Annotated in this window: 14 protein-coding genes and 3 pseudogenes; 10 read left to right on the top strand and 7 right to left on the bottom strand. The window is 31.1% G+C overall.

Translation table 11 applies throughout. The features are described from left to right. Window positions 1-112 precede the first annotated feature (112 nt). The 7 genes and pseudogenes from Q0838_RS10435 (at window position 113) to Q0838_RS10465 (ending at window position 5,799) form a co-directional block, all read left to right on the top strand. On the top strand, window positions 113-1,042 hold the full coding sequence (locus Q0838_RS10435) for an alpha/beta hydrolase (RefSeq protein ID WP_298954544.1): 930 nt from the start codon (window positions 113-115) through the stop codon (window positions 1,040-1,042). After that, window positions 1,042-1,515: pseudogene (locus Q0838_RS10440) on the top strand (RNA polymerase sigma factor). The gene Q0838_RS10435 and the pseudogene Q0838_RS10440 overlap by 1 nt, the downstream one beginning before the upstream one ends. A 796-nt stretch (window positions 1,516-2,311) precedes the next feature. Further along, on the top strand, window positions 2,312-2,686 hold the full coding sequence (locus Q0838_RS10445) for a hypothetical protein (RefSeq protein WP_298954547.1): 375 nt from the start codon (window positions 2,312-2,314) through the stop codon (window positions 2,684-2,686). A 403-nt stretch (window positions 2,687-3,089) separates the two neighbouring features. Beyond that, the gene (locus tag Q0838_RS10450; protein WP_298954550.1) at window positions 3,090-3,341 is read left to right on the top strand and encodes a type II toxin-antitoxin system ParD family antitoxin; all 252 of its coding nucleotides are present in this window, start codon (window positions 3,090-3,092) and stop codon (window positions 3,339-3,341) included. Next, entirely contained in the window at window positions 3,334-3,633 is a 300-nt protein-coding gene (locus Q0838_RS10455; protein ID WP_298954553.1) for a type II toxin-antitoxin system RelE/ParE family toxin, read from the top strand. The genes Q0838_RS10450 and Q0838_RS10455 overlap by 8 nt, the downstream gene beginning before the upstream one ends. A 122-nt stretch (window positions 3,634-3,755) precedes the next feature. Next, window positions 3,756-5,132, top strand: a complete 1,377-nt coding sequence (locus tag Q0838_RS10460; RefSeq protein ID WP_298954556.1) for an AAA family ATPase — start codon at window positions 3,756-3,758, stop codon at window positions 5,130-5,132. A gap of 1 nt (window position 5,133) precedes the next feature. Beyond that, window positions 5,134-5,799, top strand: a complete 666-nt coding sequence (locus tag Q0838_RS10465) for an RloB family protein (RefSeq protein ID WP_214986716.1) — start codon at window positions 5,134-5,136, stop codon at window positions 5,797-5,799. A 49-nt stretch (window positions 5,800-5,848) separates the two neighbouring features. Here the strand turns inward: Q0838_RS10465 and Q0838_RS10470 are convergent. After that, window positions 5,849-6,516 (bottom strand): annotated as a pseudogene (locus Q0838_RS10470) (transposase). Between the two features lie 368 nt (window positions 6,517-6,884). On the opposite strand from Q0838_RS10470, the gene Q0838_RS10475 reads away from it, so the two are divergent. After that, window positions 6,885-7,568: a VOC family protein gene (locus Q0838_RS10475; protein ID WP_298954560.1), complete on the top strand. Its 684-nt coding sequence runs from the start codon at window positions 6,885-6,887 to the stop codon at window positions 7,566-7,568. 993 nt (window positions 7,569-8,561) lie between these two features. Here the strand turns inward: Q0838_RS10475 and Q0838_RS10480 are convergent. The 5 genes and pseudogenes from Q0838_RS10480 to Q0838_RS10500 all read right to left on the bottom strand — a co-directional run. Next, window positions 8,562-8,838: pseudogene (locus Q0838_RS10480) on the bottom strand (IS110 family transposase); the annotation flags it as partial. Window positions 8,839-9,147: 309 nt separating this feature from the next. Beyond that, window positions 9,148-9,696, bottom strand: a complete 549-nt coding sequence (locus Q0838_RS10485) for a hypothetical protein (RefSeq protein ID WP_298954563.1) — start codon at window positions 9,694-9,696, stop codon at window positions 9,148-9,150. An 18-nt stretch (window positions 9,697-9,714) separates the two neighbouring features. Further along, window positions 9,715-10,263, bottom strand: coding sequence for a DUF1629 domain-containing protein (locus Q0838_RS10490; protein WP_298954566.1), 549 nt, complete (start codon window positions 10,261-10,263; stop codon window positions 9,715-9,717). 18 nt (window positions 10,264-10,281) lie between these two features. Continuing rightward, entirely contained in the window at window positions 10,282-10,830 is a 549-nt protein-coding gene (locus Q0838_RS10495; RefSeq protein ID WP_298954569.1) for a DUF1629 domain-containing protein, read from the bottom strand. Between the two features lie 18 nt (window positions 10,831-10,848). Next, a complete protein-coding gene (locus Q0838_RS10500; protein ID WP_298954572.1) occupies window positions 10,849-11,409 on the bottom strand; it encodes a DUF1629 domain-containing protein in 561 nt (186 codons plus the stop codon). A gap of 497 nt (window positions 11,410-11,906) precedes the next feature. Here Q0838_RS10500 and Q0838_RS10505 point away from each other — a divergent pair, with 497 nt between their 5' ends. Together Q0838_RS10505 and Q0838_RS10510 are read left to right on the top strand one after the other, a co-directional pair. Then, entirely contained in the window at window positions 11,907-12,314 is a 408-nt protein-coding gene (locus Q0838_RS10505) for a hypothetical protein (protein WP_298954577.1), read from the top strand. Between the two features lie 171 nt (window positions 12,315-12,485). Further along, a complete protein-coding gene (locus Q0838_RS10510; RefSeq protein ID WP_298954580.1) occupies window positions 12,486-12,713 on the top strand; it encodes a hypothetical protein in 228 nt (75 codons plus the stop codon). 406 nt (window positions 12,714-13,119) lie between these two features. Here the strand turns inward: Q0838_RS10510 and Q0838_RS10515 are convergent, their stop codons facing one another. Then, the gene (locus Q0838_RS10515) at window positions 13,120-16,431 is read right to left on the bottom strand and encodes an N-6 DNA methylase (RefSeq protein ID WP_298954582.1); all 3,312 of its coding nucleotides are present in this window, start codon (window positions 16,429-16,431) and stop codon (window positions 13,120-13,122) included. Window positions 16,432-16,646: the final 215 nt, after the last annotated feature.

A 16,646-nucleotide genomic window follows, 5' to 3' on the forward strand; every position in this document is an offset into this window, starting at 1 on the left:
AAAAAAATGGACAATCAAACTATAAAATCAATCACAGGAAATCATCATTATCTAAAAGCTTTTTATACGGCATTTAAGAACTAAATTGGTATGAAAACTAAAAGGAAACAAAATGAAAAAAACATTAGCAGTATTCGTATTTATAGTATCTACAATCGTAGTCAACTCTCAAACAATTTATTCAAAAGCATTTGGTAATCCAAATGATAAGCCAGTAATCTTCCTTCACGGTGGACCAGGATATAATTCTGTGGGTTTTGAAGCAACAACAGCTCAGAAACTTTCGGAAAATGGTTTTTATGTCATTTCTTATGATAGACGTGGAGAAGGAAGGTCACCAGATAAAGATGCAAAATTCACATTTAATGAAACTTTTGATGATTTAAATTTAATTTACAAAAAATATAATTTAACATCAGCAACATTAATAGGACATAGTTTCGGTGGTATAATTGCAAACTTATATGCAGAAAAATATCCAAATAAAACTAAATCTATTATTCTTGTCTCTGCACCACTTTCGATGCAAGAAACTTTTTCTACCATCTTAAATTCATCAAAATCAATTTATATAAGTAAGAATGATTCAGTTAATCTTAACTATATAAATATGTTGGAGAAAATGGATAAAAACTCTATAGAATACAGTTCATACTCTTTTAGTCACGCTATGCAAAATGGATTTTATTATGCAAAAAAACCAACAATTGAAGCTTTAAATATTTATAAAAAATTTAGAACAGATTCTTTGCTTATAAAATATAGTTCAAAACTGACGTATGAAGCACCAAGAGGTTTTTGGGAAAATGAAAAATATACAACTTTAGACTTAAAAGATAATCTAAAACAAATAGTGAAGAATGGCATACCTGTTTTTGGTTTATATGGTAAAGATGATGGGCTGTTTTCAGAAACTCAAATAGAAAATATTGAAAATTTAATTGGAGACGTTAACTTTAAATATATGGATAACTGTTCGCATAACCTCTTTATAGACCAGCAAACCAAATTTATCAATGCATTAAAAAAATGGACTGAATAATGGATTTTGAAACTATTTATAAAACACACTGGCAAAAAGTTTTTAGGCTATGTATGGGTTACGTAAATGATACTGATAGAGCAAAGGATTTAGCTCAAGAAACATTTATTAAAGTTTGGCAACAATTACCCAAATTTAGAAACGAATCTTCTATTGGAACTTGGGTATTTAGGATTGCATCTAATACTTGCTAAAGGCAGATTCAAAAAGATAACAAAATGCCTAAGTCCGAATTACCATTAGATATTAAAGATGAAATTTTGGACACAAACATAGAGAAGGATATTCAGTTTTTATATCAGTGTATTTCTGAACTACAAGAAGTAGAACGAATCATTATATCATTAGAATTAGAAGATATAAATCAAAAGGAGATAGCTCAAATTCTTGGTCTGTCTGAAGGCAACGTTAGAGTTAAGATTCACAGAATAAAAGAAAAATTAACACAAAAATTTAAAAAAAATGGAAACTAATATAGATTTAAAAAAATATGGAATAAACAAAAGATAGAAACTCCAAAAGTAGAAATTCTTTATGCTAAGGCAAATAAACTAAAAAGTAGAAGTTTTTTAAAACTAATAGTAGTCAACATCACACTTTTACTAACCATCACTTTTATTGGCTTTATTTGGTATTATTATCAACCTGAATTAGTAACGACTAAGATTGGTATTATATTAACTATTTTAGCTATGATTATTTTTTTGCTACCGTACAATAAGCAATTTTCTCTACTTTCTAAAACTAAAACAGAACCTAATAGCAAGGAATACCTCCAACAACTTATAAAATTAAAAGAAAAACAAACATTTCAACAAACAACAATGTTAAATATCTATTTTATAATTCTTTCTTTAGGAATTGGGCTATATCTTTTTGAGCATGTTTCTAGAATGACAATTACTTGGGGAATAATCACCTATGCTATAACGATACTTTGGTTTGCGATAAATTGGTTTTATTTAAGACCTAAAACAATTACGAAACAGAACGCAAAACTTAATAAACTATTAGTTGAATTTGAGAAATTGAATAATCAAATGATTGAATAAAAGGCAGCATACAACAAAGACGTGTATAATTCATTGCTAGTTATAGCCTACTTACGAAAGTCCTCGCGGACTTTCTATCTGTGATTTATTTGCTAACTTTAGTGCTTAAACACGCAACGAAATCATACACAAAACCGTTGCCATTCATTGGTAAAATCACTCATAATAAGGAATAAAAGAGAAAAACAGAAATTACGATAAAATAAATTATTGAAAAATGATACTAGAAAACACAGGTCCAAAATATTCTGAAATGTTAATGCAACTTGTCGAAGAATTTGATGAACAATTACCCAACAAATTAACATTTGAGGACACTTTAGAAGTTGGAATTGATGCCTGGAATTTAGCAAATAAAAAGGAATTTCTAGTTGCTAAACATTTATATGAAAAAGAATTAGAGAATTATGAATATCATTCGGTTATTGACAAAATGGTTAATTATAAAATAGATAAATTTCCGAAATTTAAGAATGAGATTATTGACTTTAGTACTAAAGATAATATTCTTCAAGTCAAAACTCAAACTCAAGAAAATCATTTCAATAGCATTATAAAACAAATGGTGAATATGAAATCAAAAAACGGCTGAAATAAGCAAATTGGAATTGAAAAATATTACGGAATAAAAAGCTGACTGAACACACTCAAACGCTGAAAAGTGGAAAAGAAATTAGTCGAATAATAGAAACCTGAAAAAAACGTCGAGTAGGTAAAGGGGAATCTCACCCCTAAACCTCTCACAGAACCGTACGTGATAGTCTCCCATCATACGGCTGTTCTTAGCAAGTCATTGCATACATCCATATTGCCAGTGTACGAACATTTTAGGATACTGCTTTGCAGTTTCTTGTAACCATTTGTAGGTAGTAAACCAGTGTTTATGCCTAAATCTTAGTTCAGGCCAATTACCTGCGGCCGTAGTTCTACGCAATTTGAAAAAAACTTTGAGATTATACCAAATTTTGGTACATTTGAATTAAACTAGTTTCAAAATGAACAAAAACACATCAATATCGCTCGGAAATTATTTTGACCAATTCGTTCAAAGTAGTATTAATGAAGGAAGGTTTAAAAACGTTAGCGAAGTTATTCGTGCAGGATTAAGACTTTTGGAAGAGGAAGAAAGTAAAGTGATTGCATTGAAAAAAGCAATTCAAGAAGGAATTGACAGTGGAATAGCTCACGACTTTGACCCAAAAAAACATCTTGAATCTCTAAAAGCGAAAAAGCACTCGAATGGCTGAATATAAACTGACTAACAAAGCTGTCGAGGATTTATCAAAGATTTGGGATTACACGTTTGAGGTTTGGTCAGAAAAACAAGCCGACAAATATTATGATGAATTAATTTCAGATTGCGTAGAAATTGCTGAAAACCTTAATTTAGGGAAAAAATACGAAGGAATTTCAAATCAACTTCTCGGATTTAAATCGAACCGACATATAATATTTTACCGAACACTAAGTGAAAGTTATATTGAAATAACGAGAATATTACACGAAAGATTAGATTTAAAAAAGAGAATAACGGAATAAAAACTGCGTAGAACACCGTTGTGCAACGGGCGGAAAAACTAAACTACTAATCAACTTCACATTAAATAAATCAGCTTAGATGTGATTTATTCACTACATTTGCATAAATTACAAATAAAACTATGTTAATCAGGTTTACAGTTGAGAATTTTTTGTCATTTAAAGACCGAGAGGTGTTTTCTCTCATTCCTGGAAGAGGAACTTTAAAATCACATCATAAATCCAAATCAATAAAAGGAACTTCCGCTCTTAAAACAGCCGTAGTTTATGGTGCTAATGCATCTGGAAAATCAAATTTAATCAAAGCTTTTGAATTTGGAAAAGAACTTATTCTTAAAGGTAATAAAGCAGAACAACCTATAAAATTTAGTAGTTTTAAACTAGATAAAAAACTATTAAAGCAAAATTCAAGAATAGAATACGAAATACAGCATAAAAACAAAAACTATGCTTATGGTTTTGTTTTCAATTCAAAAGAAATAATAGAAGAATGGCTTTACGAAATCTCAAAAAAATCTGAAAAAGAAATATTCACTAGAGACAAGAATAGAACAAAAGAGTTTGACCTTGAAGCAATACTAACCAAAAATAAAAAAAAAGAGGAAAAACAATTTTTAGAATTCACTGCAAAAGGAACGCAAAAAAACCAATTATTTCTGTCTGAAATTAGAACACGAAAAGTTAAGGAAAACGTTTCTAATATTGAAGACCTTATCAATGTCATTGATTGGTTTCAAAATGCTTTAACTGTTATATATCCTAATTCTAAAAATGTTGGAAAGAAATTTGAATTATTAGAAGACACAGATTTAAATAAAGTTTTTACTGAAATGCTTGGTTATTTTGACACAGGTATTGATGGAATAGAATTTAAAGAAGTCGATATAGACAAAATTGACATCCCAAATGAAATCTTAAAAGATATTGAAAATGATTTATTAGGAGATAAATCAGAAAAAACTAATGCATTTATTTCTAATATACAAGATGACAAATATTATGTCATTTCTTTACTTAAAGACCGTTCATTAAGAGCTCAACTTTTGAAAACAAAGCATAAGATTTCTGGAGGTGGTTATGAACTATTTGATTTAAGAGATGAATCAGATGGAACAAGGAGGATAATGGACTTAATCCCATTAATAATTGATTTTTTCAAGGGAGATAACGTCTTTGTAATTGACGAAATGGAAAGAAGTTTACATCCTAATTTGATATATGACTTATTCGATTTTTTTCTATCTAAGTGTAAAAATGTTAATAGTCAGTTTATCGTTGCAAGCCACGAGTCAACGCTTTTAACACAAAAATTATTAAGAAAAGATGAAATATGGTTTGTTGTTAAAGATAAGTTAGGAGCAAGTAGACTTCATTCATTAGAAGACTACAGCATTCGATTTGACAAAGAAGTTAGACGTGATTATTTACTTGGAAGATATAGAGGAGTTCCTAAATTTGGGAATAGAGATAATTTAACTGTTATCCCACAAATTAACTAATATGCCAAGAGAACCAATACCATTAATAAGAGAAGGAGGTTTTAAGGATGCGGAAAAATTATACATTCTATCCTATGAAGGTCAGAAAACTGAAGTCACATACTTCAATGATTTTAGACAATCTGAATTCTTTAATGATTCGGGAATAATAGAAATTATACCTTTGGAAAGAGAGGTCAATACAGGAACAGACCCATTGAGTGTTAAAAGGTTGCTTAAAAAAGCTAAAGCAAATTATCCTTTTAAAAAATCAGATGAATTTTGGCTTATTGTAGATAGAGACCATTGGGAAACTATTCATAAAATAGATTTTAATCAATTAGTAATAGACTGTAATAAAGAAAAAAACTTTTTCTTAGCAATGAGTAATCCTTGTTTCGAAATATGGCTAATTATGCATTTAAAAGAAATTTCGGAGTTTAATGAGGAAGAACAAAAAGAACTTTTAGAAAATGCTAAAGTCAGTAAAAAGAAAAACCATATTGATATAGTTTTAGGAAATTTACAAGGGATTGGTTATAACAAAAATCCAAACCCTGAAACATTTTTACCTTTGACAAAAACTGCAATTGAAAGAGCTAAAAAATTGGATGTTGATAATGAGCCATACCCAAAGAATTTAGGTTCACACATTTATAACTTAATTGAGAAACTGCAGAAAGAATAAAGCCCGATTGCACAACAAAGTACTGTGGTGAAAAACTGGTAAAAACTCATTAATTTTTCAATAAAACACTTCTATAATTATTATCATAAGTTAGCCCTGATTTTGCTATAGCAAATGCATGTTTTAAGAGCTTATTACAGACAGCTATAAGGCTAGTTTACTCTTTCTTTTGGCTGTACTATTCGATCTTAAATTGCCTTGTGTGTCTTGTTGTATTTGTATTTACAGGCATTAAAACTGCGCATAAATAATAAATTTCGGAGCTTTTGATTACCTATTTTACTAATTCTAGCGCTTCCGTTTATCCTTGTTCTGCTTTGCCGTATTTTGAGTGTCTAGTCATTTGAAGGCATTCTATTTGATGTTTAGAATTACCTTGCCATAGCATTAAATCTACTTGTTTTGCATAAGCACAAATCAATTTAGAATCACTTTTGTCTGTCTTGATTTTTGACAATTTCATCTGTATAAATCGCTTTACAGATAAAGGATTCTCTACCGATACTTTCTTACCTGATTCTAATAGATAATAAGCAGTTGGTAGTGATAATATCTGGTAGCTTCTATTACACCATGACTATTAAAATCTAACAATTTTAACAACTTTTTAAAGCCAGAAACACTGTTTTTAAACCGGTAATAATTACTATCAGAATCTTTAACATCAAAAACCAAATGACTAATATCTATTGCAAAATATTTTATATCTTTATCCATAACAAAATGTTTTTTGAAAGGACAAGCTACGCAAGTTTCAACAACTTAAAATCGAGGTCTAAAAGCCTCATAGAACTGTACGAAATCTGTGTAGTAAAAGAGAGGGGATTTTCAATGTTGACGAGATCATAGTCTCTGCGTATATAATAACCTTATTCCTCTCTTTTGTTCTTTCTATTTATAAGTCTTTAATTTAGTGATTTCAAACTTAAGACGTATATAATCCATTGCTAGTACTCGCCTATTTACGAAAATCCTCGCGGATTTTCTATTCGGTTTTTATTTGCTAAATTAGTTGCTGACACACGCAACGTATCATATACAAAACCGTTGGCAGTAATTCTGACCAATTTAACTGAAAATTGACAATGAAATTTAAGAAACTTAAGCTTTACACAAATAAGTTAGAATCAGAATTAAGGTTCTACTCGGAAACTTTAGGATTTGAAATATTAGAACAAAAAGAGAAGTTTTTTACTGTAAAAGTTGGCTGGAGTGAATTATCGTTTGAAAAATCTGAAAAAGAATATAAATATCATTATTGCTTTCTAATTCCTGCGAACAAATTAAACGAAGCTTTAGAATGGATGGAAAAAAGGACTGAAATTGTGAATATTGATAACGGTAGAAAAATTCAGAACTTTGAATCTTGGAATGCTGACTCTTTTTACTTTTATGATGCAAGTGGTAATATTGCAGAATTTATTGTGCGATACGATTTGAAAAATAATGACAATTATGACTTTGACATTTCTAAAGTTTTAGGAGTGAATGAAATGGGAATGCCAACAGCGGATGTTAAAAAAACAAATGACCAACTTCAAAATGAATTAGGAACAGAATACTGGAAAGGAGATATTGTACGATTTGGAACTAATGGAACACAAGAAGGAATATTTCTTTTACCAAACTATGATATTAAAGACATTTGGTTTCCAACTTCAATAAAGATAAAACCAGAACCATTTGAAGCTATTATTGAAAATGGAAAAAAGGAATATCATATAGAATACAGGAACGAAAAAATAAAAACTACTGCCAACAGGGTATAAAAAAACATAGGGCGGTTTTCGCTTTCCGAAAGGTCTGTGTTTATTTACAAAGTCGCCAAATATAAAATTTGGCATTTTCAACAAAAAAGATAAAAGCAAAATATTATATTTGGCTTAGTATAAAACCGAAACGTATCGTTTATCACCTGACCTACGTTTCTTATAATCACCGTTATAAGCAATGACAAAAACCAAATGAATATAAAAGGCTTATCCATATTTGCAGTTTTTTGCTTAGTAATCGTTTTGATTATTGACTTTTCAACATTTAAAATTCCTATGCTAATAGAAGGAACTGCAACAAGAGCAGAAACATTAATTTATACTTTGTGCATTTCATACATTGCTACTTATATTTTCTATGTCTTAAATGTTTATTTAAGACATAGAAAAAGGAAAGAGATTCATTACTACCTTTAATAGCTAATGATGTCTTACTAATTATAGTCAACAATCAATCAATAATAAACGCACTGAAACAACAGGATATAAACAGGCCTTTAAAAGATCTACCAACACAAGAAGAATTTAAACAGTTGCTAAAAGATGTCGACCCAAAGAAAAATGCTCCAAAATTCTACAAAGACAAACCTTGGACTTATCTATTTCAGAATAGAAGAGTAAGTACTTTAGACAAGATTGATAAAATATTTTCATTAGGTAAACATGTTGACGCACAACTGAGAGCTACTTTATTTAAAATGCAAAGGTCTCTATATTTAAGAGAGCACTATGCTTTTAATTCATCGAGTTATGAAAAGGATTATCTAGCTGAATACAGTTTAGTTTTCTACAATTATTTTGAATTAATTCAAGAGTTGCTTGGCTTCTATCAAAAGAACCTAAAGAAATACTACGAACGAAGTTTAACTGAAAAAATGCATATTTTGACTCCTATTGGGGACGACAAGTTTAAAATTGAAACTCAATATCGAAAAAAGAAAAAATAAAGCTTATAACAAAGAACTGTGGTAAAAAACAAGCGAATTTCACTTAATTTCTAACCAGTACACTTCTATATCCGTCATCATATATTAATCCTGATTTTGCTATAGCAAATGCCTGTTTTAAGAGCTTATTACACACAGCTATAACGCTATTTTACTCTTTCTTTTGGCTGTACTATTCGATCTTAAATTGCCTTGTATGCTTTGTTGTATTTGTATTTACAGGCATTAAAACTGCGCATAAATAATAAATTTCGGAGCTTTTGATTACCTATTTTACTAATTCTAGCGCTTCCGTTTATCCTTGTTCTGCTTTGCCGTATCTTTAGTGTCTTGTCATTTAAAAGTATTCTATTTGAAGTTTAGAATTATCTTGCCAAAGCTTAAATCTACCTGTTTTACACAAGCACAGAACAGCTCTATAATTCATTCTTGTCTGTCTTTATTTTTAACAGATTTCTTTTTTAATTCCGCTTTCGCGAAAGCGAACTCGTAAAAGACTAATAATCTAACGCCTTAAAAAGTAGGAATGGTATTTTAAATTTGAGATATACCATATGAAAATGGCCCCTAGAATAGAGATTAGAAATGTTATAAGTTTCTGAAGAAATGCTCAATGCATTAATATAATATTACAAAATGGTATACTCGTCGGTTTCACATAAAATAGCACCGCTTAAACCTTTATCGACTAAATAATTTTTGAGTTCGTCGTTTATAATAACGAGACGTGGCGATTCTGCTAATCGAAAAATAGCCGCACCACCTGTTTTCTCAGGATCAATTGTAAACCGCTCTAAAAAGGTAGGTCTGTCTAGTGGCTTAGCATTATGATCGTATCCCTTAACACACTTAATTAATCCTACTATATTTATTAAATAATAACCGTACTCTAGTTCTTGATCTTGGGGATCTAATAAGTGAACTGGACGGTACTGAATATTATCCACACCAAATTCTTTTATCCAAAGTATGAGTTCGTCCCGATAAAGTGGCAACATTCCACCAATAATATGCCCTCTGAAATCGCTGCTTCCTGATTTTAGTGTCATATTAACTGGTTCTCGAGAAGATGGTATAGATTTACCTGATAACCATTCCAGTATATCTATACCTTCTGGTATGTCAGATGTAGAGGGATAATTTTTTATTTTATCATTTTCTTTTAAAATCCAATACATATAATAGTTTCTGATTATTTATAAAATGGTATACTCGTCGGTTTCACATAAAATAGCACCGCTTAAACCATTATCGACTAAATAATTTTTGAGTTCGTCGTTTATAATAACGAGACGTGGCGATTCTGCTAATCTAAAAATAGCAGCATCACCAGCCTTTTCTGGGTCAATTGTAAACCGCTCTAAAAAGGTTGGTCTATCTAGTGGTTTAGCATTATGATCGTAACCCTTAACACACTCTATTAGTCCTACTATATTAACTAAAAAATAACCGTACTCCGTTACATTTGTGTCGGGATCTAGAAGATCTACAGGGCGATATTGCACATTATCAACGCCAAATTCTTGAAGCATTAAAAGTAGCTTTTTGTGAAAAAGTGGCAACATTCCACCCATAATATGCCCTCTGAAATCGCTGCTTCCTGATTTTAGTGTCATATTAACTGGTTCTCGAGAAGATGGTATGGATATACCTGAGAAATAATCAAGCATATCTATACCTTCTGGTATGTCAGATGTGGATGGATAATTTTTTATTTTATCATTTTCTTTTAAAATCCAATACATATAATAGTTTCTGATTATTTATAAAATGGTATACTCATCGGTTTCACATAAAATAGCACCGCTTAACCCATTATCGACTAAATAATTTTTGAGTTCGTCGTTTATAATAACGAGACGTGGCGATTCTGCTAAGCGAAAAATAGCGGCATCACCAGCCTTTTCTGGGTCAATTGTAAACTTTTCTAATGAGGTAGGTCTGTCTAGTGGTTTAGCATTATGATCGTAACCCTTAACACACTTAATTAATCCTACTATATTTACAAGAAAGTAATCATACTCACTTTTATTTGTATCGGGATTTAAAAGATGAACCGGGCGATATTGCACTTTATCAACGCCAAAATCTTGAAGCATTAAAAGTAGCTTTTTGTGAAAAAGTAGTAACATTCCACCCATAATATGCCCTCTGAAATCGCTGCTTCCTGATTTTAGTGTCATATTAACTGGTTCTCGAGAAGATGGTATGGATATACCTGAGAAATAATCAAGCATATCTATACCTTCTGGTATGTCAGATGTGGATGGATAATTTTTAATTTTATCATTTTCTTTTAAAATCCAATACATATAATAGTTTCTGATTATTTATGAAATGGTATACTCATCGGTTTCACATAAAATAGCACCGCTTAACCCATTATCGACTAAATAATTTTTGAGTTCGTCATTTATAATAACGAGACGTGGCGATTCTGCTAATCTAAAAATAGCAGCATCACCAGCCTTTTCTGGGTCAATTGTAAACTTTTCTAAAGAGGTAGGTCTGTCTAGTGGCTTAGCATTATGGTCGTAACCCTTAACACACTCTATTAGTCCTACTATATTAACTAAAAAATAACCGTACTCAGTTTCATTTGTGTCGGGATCTAGAAGATCTACAGGGCGATATTGCACATTATCAACGCCAAATTCTTGAAGCATAATCAATAATTCTTTACTGTATAAAGTCATCATACCGCCCATTATATCACCACGATAATCACTTGCTCCAGCTTTAAGAGTCATATTTACAGGAACTCTTAAAGATGGTATAGATTTTCCAGAAAACCACTCCAACATATCAATACCGTCTGGAACACCTACTGTATAATTATAATCGCTCATTGCGTCATTTTCTTTTAAAATCCAGTACATAGTTCTATCCATAGTCCACTAGTTAAATGTTAAATAGTCATGAGAGCAGCTAAGTTTTAAAAGCAATTTAAAATAGTTAATTTCATTACTTGAGATCGTATTTTTCATACACTGAAAAACTAGACCGCCTCTCTGTACCAAATATACTATATCTACCGAGATAAGCATGACTGTTTTACTGGTAAGAAGTTAGTTATAATTAAAAAATAGATGCAGAATCAAAAGATTAGGACTACCTATTTATTCAGAAACTGATAGTATTTCTAACTTCTGTTCTAAGGTCTTTTTCTTATATTTTATATCACAAATACAATAGTTTTTAAAATTTAAAATATCGCTACTATTTTTTAAGAGAATGAATGAGGCTAGATATAAAATAGGCGCTTACAATGAATGATAAACACAATATATTTATATTTGGATTAATGTTTAAATCGTTGGGCCTTTAATATTTAAAGCTCTAACTTTTTATTTCTTACGTTAGAAAATACTGAAATTAAATTTAAATAATGAGCTCAAAAGATTCACTAAATAACATACCTGCCTTTGATCAACCAAAATGGGGAGATGAATCATTTGATTATTTTGGGTGGTTTAAATTTCATCATCTCAATACACTGAAGAAACACCATACCTTAATTAAAGAACACTACAAAACACTTCCTTCGGGAAAAGGTTATCATAAAGAAGATATTGAATTGTTACTGAATTCTCTCGATGAATTAATTAAGCTTTATGATTGGTTACCAAATACTGCTGGAGGCACTGATGCAATGGATAAGGTAATTAAATACCGTAAAGAATTTGAAGAATTATATATGAATAAGAATGCTGATGATAGTAGCTACTGGTTAGCTCAAGAGATTATATTTAAAGTATCTACCATCTATAATTATATGGATTCTATTTGTGAGTGAAGGTTAACGAGTTGAAAAGAGAAAATACAAAGATTCTAAAAACACAGGATAAAAAGCATTAAGACGACTTTTATTCAACAAAATTTCATGATTTGTTTTTTTGAAAAGGCGAATGGAAAGAAATCAACTAAACTTTATGAATGCATTTATAATTATGTAAACTAATTGAAAATGAGTAGGTCTATAAAGAAAACAAAAATACAAGGAATTACAACTGCCCAATCTGAAAAAGAAAATAAGCAAGATGCAAACAGAAAATTGCGTAGAGTAATAAAACAAATGGTTAAAGAAGTAAAAACTGAATTACCAGAGTTGCGCGACGTTTCAAATACCTGGAGCTTTGACAAAGACGGAAAACGTTATAATCCTGAAATGACTGACAAAGATATGCGTAAATAAAAACGACCCAACAACAAAGAACTGTGGTAAATAACAAGCGGATTTTACTTAATTTCTAGCAAGTATAAAGTAAACTTCTATGATCCATCTTCCTATATTAATCCTGATTTTGCTGTAGTAAAATCCTGTTTTAAGAGCTGATTATACACAACTATTAAGGCACGTTTTAGCTTTAAATCTATTGGTTTAACCTATTCAAAAATCAACTATAAATTATTCTTGTCTGTCTTTATTTTTAACAGATGTCTTTTTAAAAATTCCGCTTTAGCGAAAGCGAACTCGTAAAAGACAAAAAATCCTGTCCCTTAAATGTATTTTTTTGCATAGGTTATGATTGAATCAATTGCATGATTTAATGCATCTCCTGTTAAAAATGTACTTATTATTTTTAATTTCAATTTAATCCCTAACTCTCCTCCACTATCGCAATCTCCTCATCACTCAACCCATACAATTCATAAACCATCTGGTCTATTTCTTTTTCGGTTTGATTGATTTGTGATTGTAGTTCTTGTACTTCTTTTTTCTTTTCTTCAAATAGCTCCATCCACTCAAACTCATCTTTTTTAGTGAGTGTTGGGATCTCGACTGCGCTCGATCTGACTTTGTTCTCGTTGTCAAGTCGAGCGCAGTCGAGACTGTTTTTAGTTCTCGATGCTGACTCGTTCTCGACTGCGCTCGAACTGACATCTTTTATAGAACTGACATTTGCGGCAGCTTCTTTTTTAAGCCTTCTATTCTCTGCTTTTATGGCTTTATTTAACTCTTTGATAAAATCTCCAAAAGCCAACTCGTGCCAGTTTTGGAGTTTTCTAGTCAAATTAGAAGTAGTTAAACTTACTAAGTAGTCAATAAACTTATTAATTTTTGAGTTTTCGCTTGATGTTAATTCTATTATTTCATTTGTTTTACTGATCAATCTTGTCTTAATCAACGATGGATAGAAATCAGGTAAAGGAAACTTTTTACAATTTGCAATCAATATTTTCTGAAATAACTCCTTCTCTAAATCTAAAAATGAAAATTTGTGATAAAAATTAATCAATGTGGAATTTAAAATTGCCAATAATATCTTTATATCCAAGACTTCGTTATTCGGTATAATTGAAAAGCCTATTTGAGTAAAATACAAATCTGATTCCGAAAAGCCCGCATATATTCTAGGTGGATTTCCAGAAACTATCTGTCTAACAATAATCCTTGGTTCTGTAAAAAACCTTTCCTCTCTTGCAGCGCCGAGCCACTCTCCATAATATATATACTCTTTGATGTCTTCCGTTACCAAATATCTTGAGATATTTGAACCGCTAATTAATGGCTTATAATTATGATTAATCGCTGTTCTAGAATGAAACTCTCGATTTTTGATCAATTCTTTTGAATGTCCTCTATACTTATCATATGGAGTGATGCCTAAGGTAAAGTCCGCAAGATCACCAAGGAGGTTTTGATTTTTTTCTATTTTCCTGAGTGTTTCAAGTTGTTGCTTGGAAACGAAAATGTTATAATTAATAGATTCATTTTCTTTCCAAATCTCACGATCTATTTTCCTAATTAAATTATTGTCGACAAATTCAATCGCTTCGTTTTTGGAATAAACAATTGTATCTATAGTAGGATCAATATTGTCTTTACGAAACTCAAATATTATTGTTTCAACAATTGCATCTTTAAAAACTCCATCTGGTAATTTTACTATTAATGACATATGATCAATTAACAGACTTCTAATTTTTGTGTAAGACGAATTAATTAAGATTGAGTTGGGATTAATAAACGACAAATAACCTCTACTTTTTATCAAATCAAATCCTCTTTCAATAAAAATAGAGTAAAGGTTAATTCGGTTTTCCGCCGTCTTATACTTTTTAAATAGCTCTTTAACAATTATTTGATCCAAAGCCTTAATGTCTACATAAGGCGGATTCCCAATCACGACATCAAAACCACCTTTTGCGAAAACTTGTGGAAACTCTTCTTCCCATTTAAAAGCCTTGTCGCCAGCGACGGCTTTTACGTCTATAAGACTGTTACCGCATTTTATGTTACTGCTTAAATCGTTTAACTTCCTGCGTGGTTGTGCGGTGCGTAGCCAAAGCGATAATTTTGCAATCTCGACACTTTCTTCATTGAGATCTACACCATAAATGTTGTTCTCTAGAATGGTGTTTTCTATGTCTGACAGTGCGATAGAACCACCTAAGAGTTTTGATTTTAACTCGTCTATATAATTGTGCTCAGTAATCAGAAAATCCAGTGCCTGGTTAAGGAAAGCTCCACTACCACAGGCAGGATCGCAAATAGTAAGTTGCAATAACCACTCGCGGTAATCGTCTAGAATTTTGACCAGATTTTCTAAGGTAGATTTATTACGGTTTTTACGACCACGGTAATATTCAGATTCGTCAAAACCCAACTCGGTTTTCTTCTCTTCACACAGTTTCCCTACTGTATTATCTACGATGTATTTGGTAATGTATTTAGGTGTGTAAAAAACACCATCTTTTTTACGTTTGCTGGTTTGTTTATCAAAGTCGGCACCATCGATCTCTGCATTAACGCTCTCGATCTCGTTTAAGGAGTTTTCAAAAATATGCCCTAGAATATTGACATCTACTTGCGATTCAAAATCGTAAGCCGCTATTTTCTTAGTGTGTTTTAAGAGTAAATCGTCACTAATAATGATGTGATCTAGAATGGTATCTGGTTTAAAAAGCCCACCATTATAAGCAAATATTTCACTAACGCCATCGGTCTTTTTGCGTCCTTGATCTAGGTAGTTAAAATGTTTTTTAAAACGATCGTACAGCGATTCTTCCACACCTAGTTTGCGCACCGTTTCCCATTCTTCTATACTTTTAAGCGTATAATTAGGTTGGAGTAAACCACGATCTTCAGCAAAAAAGATAAATAGAAAACGATCTATGAGTTTTTGCGATTTTTTAAATAAGGTACGTTTTACATTTTTTTCTAGTCTGGTAAGATCATCATCTGCCTCAGTAACCAGACCATCTACTATCTCATTTTCTACACTTCTATGCTGGGCAGCGAGTAATTTCAGTGATTTTACATTATTCTTTGCCAGATCTTTCCACAACTCTCGTTTAAAAAGCGAGTAATCCTTATAAAATGATTTGGTTATTTTCTCCTCTTCAACTAGAGATTCCTCTTTTATAGATTTAGGTGTATGCTGTAATAACTGTTCTTTATTTATGCACAGGTATAGAAGTTCAAACCGCTTTCGCGAAAGCGAGAACAAATCAAACTCTTCAAAATTACTAGCGTCGTCTATATAAAAACGCAGCTTTTCAAAATTAGAAGTGATCACATAATTACAGCCTGTATTGAAATTTTTATAGTCAAAAGCCTGTTTTCTAATACTCTCTAAATCCTTAGTTTTAGTTCCTTTTAATTCTATCACCGCAGTAACAGCATCGCCTTTAAGAATAGCGCCGTCTGCCTTGCGAGAGTTGCCCTCATTCTTTTGCTCTGTCACCAGGTTGTGATTTTTATCAGGAAACAGTGTGTAACCAAAGATCTTAACAAACAACTCGGTAAGAAAAGTCGCCTGGTATTGCTCCTCTTTTGCCACTTTAATATTCTCCTGAATCTTAGGGTCTAGAAAATAGTTTGCAAACTGTTTATAGGCTTTATCTATCGCTTTATGATCTAATAAGGCAATATGGCTCTTAAGAACCGATGGTTGGAAAATGGGCATAATGTAACTTCTGGTTGAAAAAGATAAAGTTACGATATGTTAACCATTGTACTACTGCGGGAATCCTCATTTTATAAGGTTTTATTAACTAACACCGTGTATTTATACATTTATAATGAGGTACATAAAAGGCCATCTATTCTATTGATTTTAAAAACAAGATATCTTAAAGTTATTTTAATCAACACACTACTAGTTGATTATCTAACTAGACA

Source organism: uncultured Nonlabens sp. (assembly GCF_947495285.1).
Taxonomy (GTDB): domain Bacteria; phylum Bacteroidota; class Bacteroidia; order Flavobacteriales; family Flavobacteriaceae; genus Nonlabens.